This window comes from Williamsia sp. Leaf354 (assembly GCF_001424365.1).
Lineage (GTDB): Bacteria > Actinomycetota > Actinomycetes > Mycobacteriales > Mycobacteriaceae > Williamsia_A.
The window spans coordinates 194,626-211,276 of the sequence record NZ_LMPL01000004.1 but is presented as its reverse complement, the minus strand read 5'-3'; the positions used below and the strand labels follow the sequence as shown (position 1 = coordinate 211,276).

Annotated in this window: 13 protein-coding genes and 1 pseudogene; 7 read left to right on the top strand and 7 right to left on the bottom strand. The window is 69.8% G+C overall.

The window, feature by feature from the left end:
• The first annotated feature begins 35 nt into the window (after positions 1-35).
• The 3 genes from ASG12_RS15455 to guaA all read left to right on the top strand — a co-directional run bounded on the left by ASG12_RS15455 (position 36) and on the right by guaA (position 4,742).
• Complete coding sequence (locus ASG12_RS15455) at positions 36-1,178, top strand: GuaB3 family IMP dehydrogenase-related protein (RefSeq protein ID WP_055791445.1); 1,143 nt, start codon at positions 36-38, stop codon at positions 1,176-1,178.
• Between the two features lie 137 nt (positions 1,179-1,315).
• Positions 1,316-3,124, top strand: a complete 1,809-nt coding sequence (locus ASG12_RS15450; protein ID WP_082502104.1) for a GMC family oxidoreductase — start codon at positions 1,316-1,318, stop codon at positions 3,122-3,124.
• Between the two features lie 10 nt (positions 3,125-3,134).
• Complete coding sequence (gene guaA, locus ASG12_RS15445; RefSeq protein ID WP_055791442.1) at positions 3,135-4,742, top strand: glutamine-hydrolyzing GMP synthase; 1,608 nt, start codon at positions 3,135-3,137, stop codon at positions 4,740-4,742.
• Between the two features lie 188 nt (positions 4,743-4,930).
• Here the strand turns inward: guaA and ASG12_RS15440 are convergent, their stop codons facing one another.
• Positions 4,931-5,125 (bottom strand): hypothetical protein, encoded by a 195-nt coding sequence (locus ASG12_RS15440; protein ID WP_055791439.1) that lies wholly within the window; start codon positions 5,123-5,125, stop codon positions 4,931-4,933.
• Positions 5,118-6,506, bottom strand: coding sequence for a PspC domain-containing protein (locus tag ASG12_RS15435; RefSeq protein WP_082502102.1), 1,389 nt, complete (start codon positions 6,504-6,506; stop codon positions 5,118-5,120). The genes ASG12_RS15440 and ASG12_RS15435 overlap by 8 nt, the downstream gene beginning before the upstream one ends.
• A 130-nt stretch (positions 6,507-6,636) precedes the next feature.
• Between ASG12_RS15435 and ASG12_RS15430 the strand changes: the two genes are divergently transcribed.
• The 3 genes and pseudogenes from ASG12_RS15430 to ASG12_RS15420 all read left to right on the top strand — a co-directional run.
• On the top strand, positions 6,637-7,926 hold the full coding sequence (locus ASG12_RS15430) for an ATP-binding protein (RefSeq protein WP_235457134.1): 1,290 nt from the start codon (positions 6,637-6,639) through the stop codon (positions 7,924-7,926).
• On the top strand, positions 7,923-8,594 hold the full coding sequence (locus tag ASG12_RS15425) for a response regulator (RefSeq protein ID WP_055791435.1): 672 nt from the start codon (positions 7,923-7,925) through the stop codon (positions 8,592-8,594). The genes ASG12_RS15430 and ASG12_RS15425 overlap by 4 nt, the downstream gene beginning before the upstream one ends.
• A 350-nt stretch (positions 8,595-8,944) precedes the next feature.
• Positions 8,945-10,435, top strand: a pseudogene (locus ASG12_RS15420) (ABC transporter ATP-binding protein); the annotation flags it as partial.
• Positions 10,436-10,599: 164 nt separating this feature from the next.
• On the opposite strand, the gene ASG12_RS15415 reads toward ASG12_RS15420, so the two are convergent.
• From ASG12_RS15415 to ASG12_RS15395, 5 genes are all read right to left on the bottom strand, one after another.
• Positions 10,600-11,907 (bottom strand): serine/threonine-protein kinase, encoded by a 1,308-nt coding sequence (locus ASG12_RS15415; protein ID WP_055791432.1) that lies wholly within the window; start codon positions 11,905-11,907, stop codon positions 10,600-10,602.
• A gap of 72 nt (positions 11,908-11,979) precedes the next feature.
• Positions 11,980-12,870, bottom strand: a complete 891-nt coding sequence (locus ASG12_RS15410) for an RNA polymerase sigma-70 factor (protein ID WP_055791429.1) — start codon at positions 12,868-12,870, stop codon at positions 11,980-11,982.
• Positions 12,867-14,003, bottom strand: coding sequence for an NAD(P)/FAD-dependent oxidoreductase (locus ASG12_RS15405; RefSeq protein WP_055791427.1), 1,137 nt, complete (start codon positions 14,001-14,003; stop codon positions 12,867-12,869). The genes ASG12_RS15410 and ASG12_RS15405 overlap by 4 nt, the downstream gene beginning before the upstream one ends.
• 90 nt (positions 14,004-14,093) lie before the next feature.
• Complete coding sequence (locus ASG12_RS15400; protein WP_156378152.1) at positions 14,094-14,822, bottom strand: GTP pyrophosphokinase; 729 nt, start codon at positions 14,820-14,822, stop codon at positions 14,094-14,096.
• A gap of 88 nt (positions 14,823-14,910) precedes the next feature.
• Entirely contained in the window at positions 14,911-15,495 is a 585-nt protein-coding gene (locus ASG12_RS15395; RefSeq protein WP_055791424.1) for a helix-turn-helix domain-containing protein, read from the bottom strand.
• Positions 15,496-15,588: 93 nt separating this feature from the next.
• Here ASG12_RS15395 and ASG12_RS15390 point away from each other — a divergent pair, with 93 nt between their 5' ends.
• Positions 15,589-16,557, top strand: coding sequence for an NAD(P)/FAD-dependent oxidoreductase (locus tag ASG12_RS15390; protein WP_055791421.1), 969 nt, complete (start codon positions 15,589-15,591; stop codon positions 16,555-16,557).
• Positions 16,558-16,651 lie beyond the last annotated feature (94 nt).

Below are 16,651 nucleotides of genomic sequence, written 5' to 3'. Positions count from 1 at the left end.
GGCGTGGGCGCGGCTTACAACGGAAAGGTGCACCGGTGCGTGACCTGGTGGACATCGGCATGGGCAGAACGGCCCGGCAGACCTTCGAACTCGACGACATCAACATCGTGCCGTCGCGGCGGACCCGCTCGTCGAGCGAGGTGTCGACGGCCTGGCAACTCGACGCCTACCGCTTCGACACCCCGATCCTGACCCATCCGACCGACGCGTTGGTCTCGCCGGAGTCGGCGATCGAACTCGGTCGACTGGGGGCGCTCGGCGTCCTCAACGGTGAGGGACTGTGGGCGCGGCACCGCGACGTCGAGGCGAAGATCGCCGAGGTGATCGCGATCGCTATCGAGGAGGTCGATCCGTCGGCGGCGATCCGACGCCTGCAGGAACTCCATGCCGCCCCGCTCGACACGGGACTGCTGGGGGAGAACGTCGCCCGTGTCCGGGAGGCCGGGGTGACGACCGCGGTGCGCGTCAGCCCGCAGCACGCGCAGGAGATCACGCCGACACTCGTCGCGGCCGGGGTCGACCTGCTGGTCATCCACGGCACGATCATCTCCGCCGAGCACGTGTCGCACGACGGACGTGAACCGCTGAACCTGAAGACGTTCATCAGCGAACTCGACATCCCGGTGGTCGCCGGCGGCGTCCACGACCATCGCACCGCGCTGCACCTGATGCGGACCGGCGCGGCGGGCGTGATCGTCGGGTACGGCTCGGCCGAGGGATCGACCACCACCGGTGAGGTGCTGGGCATCGGGGTGCCGATGGCGACGGCGATCGCCGACGCCGCGGCGGCGCGCCGCGAGTACCTCGACGAGACCGGTGGTCGCTACGTGCACGTGATCGCCGACGGCGACATCCACACCTCGGGTCACCTCGCCAAGGCGATCGCGTGCGGCGCCGACGCCGCGATGCTCGGTACGCCACTCGCCGCCGCCGCACAGGCGCCGGGCCAGGGTTGGTTCTGGACCGCAGCGGCAGCTCACCCGTCGCTTCCGCGCGGCGCGCTGCTGCAGGTGGCGCTCGGTGACGACCGTCCCGGCCTCGACGTGGTGCTGCACGGCCCGTCGTCGGAGCCCTTCGGGCAGCTCAACGTCGTCGGCGGTCTGCGTCGGTCGATGGCCAAGGCGGGCTACTCCGACCTCAAGGAATTCCAGAAGGTCGGGCTGACCGCGCACTCGTGACGCGCGCGTCGGGGACGGTGCGGAAACGCGAACCGGCCGTCGAATCTGACAATGAGTGTTGTACGATGAGGTCTGCGTCATAGCGGTTCAATCCGTCTCCGGTGACGCGATCACACGATCTGTCGCGAGGTGACCCGATGCCCACTCCCGGTACGCACGACTACGACGTCCTGATCATCGGATCGGGTTTCGGTGGCAGCGTGAGCGCGTTGCGGCTGGTCGAGAAGGGCTATCGCGTCGGTGTCATCGAGGCCGGCCGTCGGTTCGAGGACCCGGACTTCGCCAAGACCAGCTGGCGTCTCAACAAGTTCGTGTGGGCGCCCAAGCTCGGGCTGTTCGGGATCCAGCGGATCCACATGCTGCGCGACGTGATGGTGCTCGCGGGTGCCGGCGTGGGCGGCGGCTCGCTGAACTACGCCAACACCCTCTACAAGCCCCCGACGCCGTTCTTCACCGATCCGCAGTGGGGACACATCACCGACTGGGACGACGAGCTCGAATCGCACTACGACCAGGCGCGTCGCATGCTCGGCGTGGTCACCAACCCCACCTTCACCAATTCCGACCGGGTCATGAAGGAACTCGCCGAGGAGATGGGTGTCGCCGACACCTTCGGCCCCACCCCGGTCGGCGTGTTCTTCGGCGAGAAGACCGGTGGCGAGGGCAAGCCCGGGCAGACGGTGCCCGATCCCTACTTCGGGGGCGCCGGACCGGAACGGACCGCCTGCACCGAGTGCGGGTCGTGCATGACCGGCTGCCGGGTGGGCGCCAAGAACACCCTGCTCAAGAACTACCTGGGTCTCGCCGAGCGGAACGGCGCGCAGATCCTCGACCGCACCACCGTCACCGGGCTGCACCCGCACGCCGACGGTTCGTGGTCGGTCGACACCGAGCGCACCGGCACCTGGACCCGACTGGGCGCGCGTCGGCGCACGCTGACCGCCGGCCAGGTGATCGTGGCCGCGGGCACCTACAACACCCAGAAACTGCTCCACCTGGCCAAGGACGACGGGTCGCTGCCCGCCCTGTCCGACGCGCTCGGTCAGCTGACCCGCACCAACTCCGAATCGATCCTGGGCGCCATGCGCAGCAAGGTCGACCCGACCGACGACTTCTCCGAGGGCGTCGCGATCACCTCGTCGATCCACCCGGCGTCGGACACCCACATCGAGCCGTGCCGATACGGCAAGGGCTCCAACGCGATGGGGTTGCTGCAGACGATGCTCACCGACGGCGAGCCCGGGCGGAACCGCTTCCTCAAGTTCCTCGACGAGGTACGCAAGAACCCGTTCGCGCTGCTGCAGCTCATCAACGTGCGCAACTGGTCGCAGCGCACGGTGATCCTGCTGGTGATGCAGAACAAGAACAACTCGCTGTCGACGTTCGTCCAGCGCTTCGGCCCGTTCCGGTTCGTCAACAGCCGCCAGGGCCACGGCGAGCCCAACCCGACGTGGATCCCCAAGGGCAACGAGGCGGCACAGCGCGTAGCGGCGAAGCTCGGCGGACTGGCCGGCGGGACCTGGGGTGACGTGTTCAACATGCCGATGACCGCGCACTACCTCGGCGGATGCGTCATCTCCGACTCGCCGACGAACGGTGTCATCGATCCGTACCACCGCGTGTGGAACTACCCGACGCTGCACATCACCGACGGTGCGTCGATCAGCGCGAACCTCGGCGTGAACCCGTCGCTGTCGATCAGCGCGCAGGCCGAGCGTGCGATGTCGTTCTGGCCCAACAAGAACGAGGCGGACACGCGGCCGTCGCAGGCCCAGCCCTACCGTCGGCTCGAGGCCGTCGCCCCGCAGGCGCCGGTGGTCCCCGACAGCGCACCGGGCGCCCTGCGGCTGCCGATCGTGGCCATCACCTCAGGTGGCGCGGTGCCGCGATCCGATGACGCCCTGCTGCCCACCGCGCAGGTCAGTCGAGACGGGGTCAGCGCCTAGACTGAGCGGCGTGACCGCACCCGAACAGTCGAGCCCGGCCGCTTCGTCGCCTGCCGAATCGGCCGCCCCCCGCCCCGTTCTCGTCGTCGATTTCGGTGCGCAGTACGCGCAGCTCATCGCACGGCGGGTCCGCGAGGCGCGTGTCTACTCCGAGGTGATCGCCCACTCGGCGTCCATCGAGGAGATCAAGGCCAAAAACCCGGTGGCGCTGGTCCTCTCGGGTGGTCCCGCGTCGGTCTACGCCGAGGACGCACCAGGTCTCGACCCCGCCGTCCTCGACCTCGACATCCCCGTGTTCGGCATCTGCTACGGCTACCAGGCCATGGCCAACGAGCTCGGCGGGGTGGTGGCCAACACCGGCGGCCGCGAGTTCGGTCGCACCACCCTGTCGCTGACGGGGGAGTCGGTCCTGCACGCCGGTCTGCCCGAGAGTCAGCCGGTGTGGATGAGCCACAACGACGCCGTGCAGGAGCCGCCCGCCGGCTTCACCGTCACCGCATCGACCCCGGGTGCGCCGGTCGCGGCGTTCGAGAACCTCGAACGCCGGATGGCCGGGGTGCAGTACCACCCCGAGGTCATGCACACCCCGCACGGCCAGCAGGTGCTCACGCGCTTCCTCTACGAGGTCGCCGGACTCGAACCGAGCTGGACGGCGGCCAACATCGCCGACGCCCTCGTCGAGCAGGTGCGCGCCCAGGTCGGCGAGACCGGTCTCGCGCTGTGCGGGCTGTCGGGTGGTGTCGACTCCGCGGTCGCCGCGGCGCTGGTGCAGAAGGCGATCGGTGACCGTCTCACGTGCGTCTTCGTCGACCACGGTCTGCTGCGCGCCGGCGAGCGCGAACAGGTGCAGAAGGACTTCGTCGCCGCGACCGGGGCCCGCCTGATCACCGTCGACGCCGAGGAGACCTTCCTCCGTGAACTCGCCGGGCACAGCGATCCCGAGACCAAGCGCAAGATCATCGGTCGCGAGTTCATCCGGTCGTTCGAGGGTGCGGTCACCGACGTGATCGGCGATGCCGACTCGAGTGTCGATTTCCTGGTGCAGGGCACGCTGTACCCCGACGTCGTCGAGTCCGGCGGCGGCAGCGGCACCGCGAACATCAAGAGCCACCACAACGTCGGCGGATTGCCGGAGGACCTCGAGTTCGCCCTCGTCGAACCCCTGCGCCTGCTGTTCAAGGACGAGGTGCGGGCGGTCGGTCGCGAGCTGGGCCTGCCCGAGGAGATCGTTGCGCGCCAACCGTTCCCGGGTCCCGGCCTGGCGATCCGCATCGTCGGTGAGGTCACCGCCGAACGGCTCGACATCCTACGGGCCGCCGACCTGATCGCCCGTGAGGAACTCACCGCGGCCGGGCTCGACGACACCATCTGGCAGTGCCCCGTGGTGCTGCTCGCCGACGTCCGCAGCGTCGGTGTGCAGGGTGACGGACGGACCTACGGACACCCGATCGTGTTGCGGCCGGTGTCGAGCGAGGACGCCATGACCGCCGACTGGACCCGCGTTCCGTACGAGACCCTGGAGCTCATCTCGACCCGCATCACCAACGAGGTCGCCGAGGTCAACCGTGTGGTCCTCGACGTCACCAGCAAGCCGCCGGGCACGATCGAGTGGGAATAGCCCCCTCGGGCACTCGACGACGCCAGTTGGGCACGTAACGACGCCGGTTGGGCACGTAACGACGCCGGTTGGGCACGTAATGCCGCCGGTTGGGCGGGTAGTGCAGCCCCCGTGCAGTGTGGTGCCCAACTGCGGTATTTACGTGCCCAACTGCGGTATCTACGTGCCCAACTGGGGTGGGGCCGGGGTCAGGGTTTGCGGCGACTGACGCCGCCGGCGACGATCAGCGCCACCCCGAGGATCACGGCCACCCCGACCGCGGCCCATCGCAGGATGGTGGTGTCGGTGAACTCCGGTGAGCCGGCGAGGCCCCAGAGGGCGATCGCGAGACCGGCGATCCCGACGAGAGCCTGTGCGGGCCGCAGGCCCCGTCCGTCATCCACGATCCACCGTCACCTGTCCGAGGACGTTCGAGACATCCAGTCGAAGAATCGGACCCGCGGTGCCGTCGTCACCACCGTCGACGCCGCTCGGGCACGTCGCATCACCCACGATCACCCGGCACCGGGTGTCGAGGTTCATCCCCTTCGGAGCGATGATCCGCGTCTCGCCGACGCCGCCGCGTACCCGCACCGACCGGTCGGCGGTGAGCGTCACCGACCGTAGGTCGAGCGTCGCCTGCCCGACCGAGTGGTCGTACTGCGCGGCGATGGCGCGTTCGGTCAGCGGTCGCCATTCACGTTGTCCCACTCCGCCTCCGGGCAGGAGATCGCTGCCCGACAGCAGTGACCCGCCGACCACGCCGACCGCGAGGATCACCGCGACCCCGACGAGGCCCGAACCGCGCCGCGACACCACCCCGACGAGCAGACCGACACACACGACGGCCAGCGCCAGGGCCATGATGCGGACCGGTGTGAGGGCGGAGACGCCGGCGAACGCCGCGGTCGTCGCTGCGGCCGCCACCAGCAGAGCGATCCCCAGCGTGATCGGGGTCAGTGCGGAACGGGGCCGCCGTGTGACGGGTGGATGGGTCGGGGCGGGATCGGAGGGCTCGGGCAGATCCCAGGCGAACGGGGCGACACCGAGGGGGTCCCACGCCGGTGGCGTCCGCGGCATCTCGGTCGTCGGCCTGGAGTGCGTGTCGGAGTCGGCGTCGGTGGTGGCCGTCCGGTCCTTCGTCAGGTCGACGGGTGCTGCGGCCGTGGCGCCGGCGGCTGTCGGATCGGTCCAGGCGCGGGGAGTCCAGCGGGTGAAGGTCTCGGTGGCCGCCAGGGTGGCCGCGCCGATGGTGTCGGCCGAGGTACCGGCCACGGGATCGGGGCACCGCTGGTAGAGCAGCCACCAGGCGAGGAGCATCAGCGCGGCACCGAGGAGGCCGCCCGATCCCCAGGCCACGTTCGGGCCGAACGAGGTGACGGCGACGACGAGGATCACCAGCACCACGACCGGCGGCGACAGGTGTGGCCCGCGCCCCTGGTGGTCGTGCCGCCGACGTCCGCGACGGCCGCGTGCGGCACGGTACCGGTCGTGCCATTCGCGTCGCGACACGTCGTCGGAGGCGCCGTCGGACGGGAAGGTGACCCACGCGGCGATGTAGAGCACGATGCCGCTGCCGCCGAACAACGTGGCGACGACAAAGGCGACCTTCACCAGCGTCGGGTCGATGCGGTATCGCTGCGCGACACCGCCGCACACGCCGGCGACGGTACGGTCGCCGCCGGTGCGGACCGGGCGCGTGTCCCACATCCGGTGCAGCGTCTCGGAATTGATCGCGCCGGGATTCGACGTGCCCGGGTTCCGGTTCGGTGTCTCCGTGTCCATGCCGACCATCCTGGTTCGCCGTAGGGCCGCGCACCATCGGTGTTCACCCTGAATCGGCGCACCGATTCCGCACGCCCGGTCAGGGTCGTCCCTGATGTGCGGTGCGGGGTGTGCGTGTCACCATCTAAGCGTGAACGGGCAGGACGAACGGCGCGCGCACGACGCCGTGACGCGCGCGGGGGTGCCCGACCGTGTCCTGCGTCGCGACGGCGGCCGGATCATCGGTGGCGTCGCCGGCGGTGTCGCCGACCACCTCGGTGTCGACGTGGTGGTCGTGCGGATCGTGTTCGTGGTGCTCAGCGCCCTCGCCGGCGCCGGGGTGTGCGCCTACGGCCTGCTGTGGTTCTTCTGCCCGCCGGGTACCGACACGCGACCACCGTCACGCGGCGAACGTGCACAGGCCTACGGTCTGGCTCTCGTCGGTCTCGCCGCGGTGGTGGTCGTCGGGTTCGCGGCGTCGGGGACACCGGCGGAGTACCTGGTGCCGCTGGTGGTGGTCGCGGTCGGTGCGAGCCTGGTGTGGCGCGAGTTCGACACCGGCCACGGCGGAACCCGCAGCCGGGTGATGACGTGGACCCGCGTCGCCGGCGGAGGCGTGCTGGTGATCGGTGGACTCGCCGTCGCGGTCCTCGCCACCAACCGGTCGTTCGGCGGTCTCGGGACCACCCTGCTGGCGGTGGTCGCGACCCTGCTCGGCGTGGTGCTGCTGACCGTCCCGCTGTGGATGCGGATGCTGCGCACCGTGAACGCCGAACGCGCCGCGCGGATCCGCGCGGCCGAACGCGACGAGATCGCCACCCACCTCCATGATTCGGTGCTGCAGACACTCGCGTTGATCCAGAAGCAGGCCCATCGTCCCGAGGAGGTCACCCGACTCGCGCGCGGACAGGAACGCGAGTTGCGGCGGTGGTTGTTCGGCGAGACCGAGCGCGCGGGCAGTTCGCTCGCCGCGGCGGTGAAGCTGATGGCCGGCGACGTGGAGGACGCCTATGGCATCGAGGTCGACGTGGTGACCGTCGGCGACCTCACGTGGCCGCACGGGTCGCCGCGGGCCGAACTCCCCGACACCAAGCGGTGGGCCGCGCTCGTCGCGGCCATCCGGGAGGCATTGATCAACGCGGCGAAGCACTCCGGTGAGCACAAGGTCGATGTGTTCGCCGAGGTCACCGCAGACGGCGTCGAGGCCTTCGTGCGCGACCGCGGACGGGGTTTCGATCCCGACGCGGTGCCCCACGACCGACAGGGATTGGCGAAGTCGATCCGCGGGCGCGTCGAACGTCACGGCGGCTCGGTGGTCGTGAAGACCGCGATCGGCCGCGGCACCGAGGTCGTCATGTCGATGCCGCGTGAACACCACGCATCCGATGCTGCGACCGACGGCGTGCACACCGTGCCCGCCGAGAGCGGGGAGAACCGATGACCGATGTCACCACGACGTGCCGGGTGTTCCTGGTCGACGACCACGCCGTGTTCCGCTCCGGGGTGCGTGCCGAACTCGCGTCGGCGAGCGGCATCAGCATCGTGGGGGAGGCGGGGACGGTGGCCGACGCCGTGGCCGGGATCGTGGAGGCCACACCGGATGTCGTGTTGCTCGACGTCCACATGCCCGACGGGGGAGGCGTCGCCGTCGTCCGCGGTGTCGCCGATTCGCGTGTCGCGCAGCAACCGGTGTTCCTGGCGCTGAGCGTGTCCGACGCCGCCGAGGACGTCATCGCCACGATTCGGGCCGGTGCGCGCGGGTACGTCACGAAGACCATCGCCGGCACCGAACTCGCCGACGCCGTGCGCCGTGTCGCCGACGGTGACGCGGTGTTCAGTCCCCGCCTGGCCGGGTTCGTCCTCGACTCGTTCACCGGTCGATCTCCGATGCCCGAACCGCACCTCGACCCCGAGCTGGACTCCCTCACCCCGCGGGAACTCGAGGTGCTGCGACTGTTGGCCCGCGGGTACACCTATCGCGAGATCGCCGAGGACCTGTTCATCTCGGTCAAGACGGTGGAGACCCACGCCTCCAACGTGTTGCGCAAGACCCAGCAGTCCAACCGCAACGCATTGACGCGATGGGCGGCGAACCGCCACATCCGTTGACCCGGAACCGACTCGGTGTGACGGCAGGCACGTAGCGACCCCACAGCCATCGTCGCGGTGACCGCACAGACTCAGTCCCTACCTTCACGGGTGTCGGCAAGAGATGCCGACACGAGAGAAGGAGTCCGACATGGCATTCGCACAGCAGAACCCCACCCCCAACCGCACCGCCCCGAAGCGTCGTCAGCGCACATGGGATCCGCGCACCCGACGGTGGATCTGGATCTGGCGCTGACCCGGTCCCTCGCCACGCCGGTGTCACACCGTTCTCTGGGGCCCGCGATCACCGCGGGCCCCAGAGCTGTTGTGCGCCCGGATCACAGCCGTCACCTCGACAACCGGAGAACCCCATGACCTTCACCGCCGCCCTACGCCGTTTCGGGCCCCTGTTGCGTCCCGATCGCGCCACGATCGGACTGGCCGCACTCCTCCTGTCGGTGGCTGCCGCGTGCGAGATCGCCGCGGTGTTCTTCCTCTCCGACCTGATCGATTCCGCGCTGAGTGCCGATTCCACCGCCGACTTCGTCGAATCGGCCGTCATCTGGCTGATCGTCACCGCTGTCGCCGCCGTGGCCGGGTACGTCGGTCTGCTCATCGCGGTCGGCACATCCGAACGGTTCGTGCTGGCGCTGCGCACGAAGCTCTATGCGCACGTACAGCGACTGAGTCCGCACACGCACCGCCGCATCGGGATCGGTGATCTCGTCGCCCGCCACACCGGCGACATCGAGGCCGTCGAGCACATGACCGCGTCGGGATTGTTGCAGCTCGCCATCGGGCTCGCCCACGTGGCGGGCCTGCTGGTGGTCGCGATCGTCATGAGCTGGCAGGTGTCGACCGTCGCCGTGGTGGCCATCGCGGTCCTCGCGGCGTCGTCGGTGCTGTTCGGTCGCTCCCAGACCGCGGCGACCCGCGCCGAACGGGTCGCCACCGCCGACATCGGTGTCGCGGTCCACGAGAGCCTCACCGGCGTCGAGACGACCGTGGCCTACAACCAGCAGGACCGCGAGCAGGACGTCCTGGCCCGGCACGGTCGGTCGTGGTTGACGGCCCGGATGTCTCAGACCCGCGTGGAGGCGGGTTTCGGTGCCGTCATGAACGTCGGCCAGGTGCTCACGATGTTGGCCGTCGCCGTCGTCGGTGCGTGGCAGATCCGTGCGGGCGCACTGAGTGTCGGTGGTCTCGTCGCACTCACCGGTTACCTCGGGTACCTCTACCCGAAGGTCCAGGAGATCGCCGAGATCCGCCTCGCAATCGCCTCGTCGGTGGTCAGTGCCGACCGCGTCGCCGAGATCCTGGACATGCCGCCGTTGACCGTCGACGGTCCCACCGCCCACGCGCTGCCCACCGTCCGTCCGCGCCTGGAGCTGTCGGGTGTCGCCTTCGGCTTCGATCGGCCGCTGCTCACCGACGCCACTTTGTCGGTGCGTCCGGGAACGATCGTCGCGCTCGTCGGGGCCAGCGGGTCCGGGAAATCGACTCTGGCGGCGCTCATCACGCGCCTCGAACGCCCCCACCGAGGGACGATCCGGGTTGACGGAAACGACATCACCGACGCCACAGCGCAATCGGTCCGCGAGGCCATCACGCTGCTACCGCAGCAGGTGGTGATACGCACCGGAACCATCGCCGACAACATCGCCTTCGGGCGACCGGATGCCACTGCGGAACAGATCGCCGACGCCGCGCGTGCGGCCGACGCCCACGGGTTCATCGCGGCCCTGCCGCAGGGCTACCGGACGGTGGTGACCGACGGCGGTCTGTCGATGTCCGGTGGTCAACGCCAGAGGATCGCGATGGCTCGCGCCCTCATCCGCGACACACCGATCCTCGTCCTCGACGAACCGACGACCGGTCTCGATGCCGAGTCGGTGCACCGGGTGATCGCGCCGATCCGGCGACACGCGGCCGGACGGGCCACGCTCATCATCACCCACGACCGTCGCCTCGCGGCGATGGCCGACGAGGTGATCGAACTGCGTGACGGCGTCACGCGACGTATCGATCAGAACGCGACGACGACGATGGCGAGCAGCACCACGAGGAGAACCACCACGGCCACGCCGATCAGGGCGGGTGAGATGGGGCTGACCGGTTCGGGGGTCGGCGGTGGGGGTGCCACCGATGGCTGGGGTGCGACCGGCGGCGGGGGTGCGACCGGTGGCGCCACCGGGGGAGGCGTGGCCGCCGGTGGTGCGGGGGAGACGGTCTCTCCGGTGATCTCAATGCGGGGACGGATCGGTGCACCGGTGGGCTGACCCGTCGGACGCGGACCCGTCGATGACGGTGCATGCGACGTCGTCGGGTGTACGCGCGCCGCGGGCAGTCCCGTCTCGGTGCGGGGCGCGCTCCGTGAACCCCGTGTCGTCGAACGTCCTCCGAGGCCCCAGATCGGGATGGCGCTGTCGGTGCGGGGCAGCGGCGAGGCGAGCACCGCCGCCGGGTTGCCACCCGGTCCGGCCGCCACTGCGGCGAGCAGATCGCGAGCCCGCGCCATCGTCGGGCGGTTGGCCGGGCTCGGCTCGAGCATCGCCAGCAGTGCCGGCGTCAGATCTCCTGCGCGCACAGGCGGATTGATCTCGCCACGCGCGACGCGGTGCAGCAGTTTCAGGGAGTCCTCGTCGACACCGAACGGCGGTTCACCCTCCACCATGGTGAAGACGGTCGCGCCGAGCGAGTACACGTCGGAGGCCTCGGTGGGCTCGGCTCCGCGGGCCACCTCGGGTGCGAAATAGGCCGGGGTACCGGTGATCACGCCGGTGTCGGGTCCGGCCGCCTCGTCCTTGGCGCGAGAGATGCCGAAGTCGGAGATCTTCACCGTCCCGGCGTCGCGGCCGGTGTTGGCGATCAGGATGTTGCCGGGTTTGATGTCGCGGTGGACGATGCCGTCGCGGTGCGCGGTCGCCATCGCCGACGCGACCTGGGCGCCGATCTGCGCCGCGTGGCGCATCGACAGCGTGCCGGTGGTGTGCAGGATCTGCGCGACGCTGCGGGAGGGGAGGTACTCCATCACCAGCCAGGGCTCGCCGCCGTCGACGGCGATGTCGTGCATGGCGATCGCGTTGCGGTGGGCCAGACGCGCGGCCATTCGCCCCTCACGCAGGGCGCGGGTGCGCACGTCATCCGCGGACTCCTCGGTGAGCCCCTCGGTCGACACCACCTGCTTGACGGCCACCTCGCGGTCGAGCAGCTGATCACGCGCCAACCACACCGCGCCCATGCCGCCGCCACCCAGCTTCGACCGCAGTCGATACCGGCCGGCGACGAGCGAGCCGGGGCCCCGGATCTCGCGGGGTGTTCGTGGAGCGGTCACGGGAATCGAGGTTAGTGGACGAACTGTGTGCTCGTGCGGATGTACACCCCAACCGACCCGCGGCGTCGGCCCTCAGCGGGCGATCACGTGGGAGGCGGTGACCTCGGCGAGTTTGTCGGGGTTGCGGACGACGTAGACCCCGGAGATGGTCGTACCCCTGCTCTCGAGGACGAACACCGAGTCGACGTCGCCGGCGGAGGTGATGATCACCGCGGGTGACCCGTTGTAGCGCGCCGGTTCGAAACCGGGGTCCGGTATCCCCCGCCGGGCGATGCCGACGAGGAAGCGACTGACGGCATCGGCGCCGTGGATCGGTCGACGGGCCGCGTTGACCTTGCCGCCACCGTCGGAGATCAGCACCGCATCGGGCGCCAACATGTCCATCAGCCCCTGGACGTCCCCGGTCATCGCCGCGGTGAGGAACGCGGTGGTGACCTCGGTGACATCACCATCGGCGTCGAAGCGTCGCCTGCGCGACTGCACGTGCGACCGTGCACGATGCGACATCTGACGGACCGCGGCGACCGAACGTCCCACGGCGGCGGCGATCTCGGCGTGGGAGAACCCGAAGACCTCCCGCAGCACGAACACCGCCCGTTCGTCGGGACCGAGGGTCTCGAGAACGACCATCATCGCCATCGACACCGACTCGCTCAGCACGACATCGGCTTCGGGGTCACTGTCGTCGAGACGCAGAGGCTCCGGAAGCCACGGCCCGACGTAGTCCTCGCGTCGACGGGATGCCGAACGCAATGCGTTCAACGATTGGCGCGTGACGATCGACGCGAGATACGAGCGGTCGGCGTCGACCGTGTCGAGATCGACGTCGGCCCACCGCAGGTAACTCTCCTGCAGGACGTCGTCGGCGTCGGTGGTCGAACCGGTGATCTCGTAGGCGATCGTGAACAGCAGCGGTCGCAGCGTGGTGAAGACCTGCGCGTGATCCCGGACCGGTCCGGTCACCGTCGGGGTCCGCGTGTCCAGGAGTACGAACCGCCCTTGCGGCCCTCGCCGGCGATCCACCGCACCGTCATCCGGCACACCTGTACCTTCACGAGCCCGCCGGCGCGCCCACCGAGATACATCCTGCGAGGTCGGTCGGATCGATCGGTGAGCACGACGGTGCCGCCGTCGCGGCCCAGTCCGATGCACTGCGCCGCGAAGCCCTGGTCGACACGGCGGGGTGGCGTGCCGTCGAGCAGCGCGGTCACCGTGCCCGCGGCCTGTGCCCCCAGCGGCAACGCCGCCTGGCAGCTCATCCGCAGGTCGATGCCGTCGATCACCACGGCGTCCCCGGCCCCGACGACCCGCGGATCGGACACGCTCACCAGGTGGTCGTCGACACGCAGTCGCCCGGACTCGTCGGTGGCCAGTCCACTCTCGCGGGCGAGCGGGGGAACGCCGAATCCCGTTGTCCAGACGGTGATGTCGGCACCGAGCGTGCGACCGTCGGCGAGAGTGACCTTGCTGTCGGTGACCTCGCTCGCCGTGGTGCCGTCGACGACGTCGACCCCGAGACGTCGCATCCGCCTCGCGACCGATCGTGCCCCGCTAGCCCCTGCCGTGGGCACCAGACCGCCACCGGCCACCAACGTCACCGACCCGTGCGGTCGGACCTGTGCCATCTCGGCGGCCACCTCCACACCGGTCAGGCCACCGCCGACCACCACGATCGCGGCGTCCCGGGGCGCGCCGGCCAGTCGCTCGGCGAGCCGCTGCGCCTCGTCGGCGTCACCCAGCCGGTCCGCGAACTCCGCGACGCCGGGAACCGACGACGAGCCGGTCCCGCTGCCGACGGCGTAGATCATCGCGTCGTAGGGGAGTGATCGTTCGTCGTCGAGGACGACGCGGCGCGCGGGTCCGTCGATCCGCGTGACGGCGGCCTGGACACGGGTGATCTCCGGATGCAGCAGGGTCGCGAAGTCGAGTGTCGCGGCGCCGGTGCCCGCGGCGAGCTGGTGCAGTCGGATCCGTTCGACGAACTGCGGATGCGGATCGATCAGGGTCACCCGCGCGGCACCGGTCGCCTGCAGTCGGTTGGCGGCCATGCATCCCGCATAGCCGGCCCCGATGACGATCACGTGATGGTCGGTCATGGTCTCCCTCTCACCGGGTCGGTGGCGACAGTGTGTACTGTCGTCACCCCTTGAGACACCGGTCGGACCGAGAACGTGACAGGCGACGGTTCAGAGGGTGTTGTCGAACCGGCTGCGCGCGGCCACCCAGCGGTGGAGCACGTCGTCGGTGGGCACGACGTCCCCGTCGGGGGAGCGGGTGTCGGAGCCGCGGATCTCCTCGTGCAGGTGTTCCATCGTGGCGTCGAGTCGGTGTGCGGTCTCGGCCGCCTCGGCGAGTTCGTCGAGCAGACCTGCGGGCACCACCGTGTCGTACTTGTAGTAGATCTTGTGCTCGAGGCTGGCCCAGAAATCCATGGCGATGGTGCGGATCTGGAGTTCCACGGTCACGGTCACCACCCGGTCGCTCATGTTGACCGGAATCGCGAGCAGCGCGTGCAGGCTGCGGTAGCCGTTGGGTTTGGGGCGGGCGATGTAGTCGCGGATCTCGATCACCGTCACGTCGTCCTGGCGGGTCAACATGTCGAGCACGCGGTAGACATCGGACACGAACGAGGTGGTGACGCGGACCCCGGCGATGTCGGTGATGGCCGCGCGGATGCCGTCGAAGGTCGGCGGGCACTTCTTGCGACCGATCTTGTCGAGGATGCTGTCGGGTGACTTCAGTCGCGAGGACAGGTTCTCGATCGGGTTGTAGTCGTGCAGGTGGGTGAGCTCGTCGCGCAGGATGGCGATCTTCGTGTGCACGGTGTCGATGCCGAATTTGTACTCCATCATGAAGCGCGCGAAGTCATCTCGCAGCTGCCGCATGTCGGCGTGCCCCACACCGTCGGGAAGCATCTCGGTGGGCAACAGGTCGGGCAGCCGTGGGTTCGAGACTGTCATGTCCGATTCGGTCACGCCACGACTGTACGTATCGCCGGGGGAGTCAGTCATCGGTGCGCACGTGCGCGCGCTCGCCCTGCTTGCCGAACAGCATCAGCACCTCGGCCGGGCCCCGATCGGTGGTACCGATCCAGTGCGGCAGGTGGGTGTCGAACTCGGCGGCCTCACCGGGAGCGAGTTCGAGGTCGCGGTCGCCGAGGACGAGGCGTACGCGACCGTCGAGCACGTAGAGCCACTCGTACCCCTCGTGCGATCCCGTGGTCACGCGGTCACCGGGACGTGCGGTCGGGATCACCACCTTGTAGGCCTGCAGTCCGCCGGCGCGACGGGTCAGCGGGAGGTAGGTCCGGCCGTGTCGGTCGATGGGCCGCAACGTGATCCGCGGATCCCCGGTCTCGGGTGCACCCACCAGATCGTCGAGGGCGACGCGGTATTCGCGGGCGAGGGGGAGCAGCTGCTCGAGCGTCGGCTTGCGCTGGCCGGACTCCAGTCGCGACAGGGTGCTGACCGAGATGCCGGTCGCGTCTGAGACCTCGGTGAGTGTGGCCTCCCGCCGGGTGCGGAGCGCGCGCAGCCGCGGTCCGACGGCGGCGAGCACGGAGTCGGTGTCGGTGAGTGGGTCGGTCATGGCCCCACTTTGCCATATCGGCAAGAATGTTTGCCAGCATCCAGGATGGGGTTGCAAGGTGGTTCTCACAACCGATGACCGGAGGAGAACGCGATGGACGAGATGGTGGATGTGGCCGTGATCGGCGGCGGAGCAGCAGGGTTGGCGGCGGGGGTGACCGCGAGTCGGTCCCGTCGGTCGGTGGTGGTGATCGACGCGGGGTCGCCGCGCAACGCCACCGCCGCCGGGGCGCACAACGTCCTCACCCGCGAAGGGATCTCACCCACCGAGTTGGGGTCGCTCGGCCGTGCCGAGGTGGAGCACTACGGCGGCGTGATCGTCAGCGGTACCGCGGTGCGCGTCGACGGCGGCATCGGGGACTTCACGGTGGTCCTCGACGACGGACGCTCGGTGCGGGCTCGGCGGATCGTGATCGCCGCCGGCGTCACCGACGATCTGCCCGACATCCCGGGCCTGCGCGAGCGGTGGGGGCGCGACGTCCTGCACTGCCCGTTCTGTCACGGGTGGGAGGTGCGTGATCAGGCGATCGTCGTCATCGCGACCGGGTCGACGTCGGCCCATCAGGCGCAGATGTTCCGTCAGTTGAGCGAGAACGTGACGATCGCCCGCAACACCGCACCCGAGTTCGACGCCGAGACCCTCGAGCAGCTCACGGCCCGCGGCATCGGCGTCGTCGACGGGGCCGTGGCCGAGGTGGTGGTGGTCGACGACCGGCTGGTCGGGGTGCGCCTGGCGTCGGGTGAGGTGATCGACTGCGACGCCGCGGTCGTCGCGACCACGGGGCGCGTGTTCGGTGCGGTGGTGGAGTCACTCGGTCTCGCGGTGTCGGAGGTCCGCTTCGGCGACCATCTGATGGCCACGGCCATCGACACCGACCCGATGGGCGCGACCACCGTCCCCGGCGTCTTCGCCGCGGGCAACGTCGCCGACGCCCGCGCCACCGTCATCGCCTCGGCCGCGGCGGGGGTCAACGTCGCGATGGGCGTGCACGCGAGCCTCATGGCCGACGACATCGCCGCCGCGCTGGCCGCGCATCGGGAACGGTCCGGCGCGGCCGTCTGAGAGGTCGAACCCGATCGGCGCACTGCCGATTGACGGTTGTCGGACCCCACACCTACGATCAGAATCGAAAACCTGTTCGAACGGTCGTGAGTGT

Bases quoted from the DNA above. Each gene is read 5' to 3' on its own strand.
- ASG12_RS15450 (WP_082502104.1), top strand. From the start codon at position 1,316: ATGCCCACTCCCGGTACGCACGACTACGACGTCCTGATCATCGGATCG.
- ASG12_RS15435 (WP_082502102.1), bottom strand. From the start codon at position 6,506: ATGGACACGGAGACACCGAACCGGAACCCGGGCACGTCGAATCCCGGC.
- ASG12_RS15425 (WP_055791435.1), top strand. From the start codon at position 7,923: ATGACCGATGTCACCACGACGTGCCGGGTGTTCCTGGTCGACGACCAC.
- ASG12_RS15405 (WP_055791427.1), bottom strand. From the start codon at position 14,003: ATGACCGACCATCACGTGATCGTCATCGGGGCCGGCTATGCGGGATGC.
- ASG12_RS15400 (WP_156378152.1), bottom strand. From the start codon at position 14,822: ATGCTTCCCGACGGTGTGGGGCACGCCGACATGCGGCAGCTGCGAGAT.
- ASG12_RS15395 (WP_055791424.1), bottom strand. From the start codon at position 15,495: ATGACCGACCCACTCACCGACACCGACTCCGTGCTCGCCGCCGTCGGA.
- ASG12_RS15390 (WP_055791421.1), top strand. From the start codon at position 15,589: ATGGACGAGATGGTGGATGTGGCCGTGATCGGCGGCGGAGCAGCAGGG.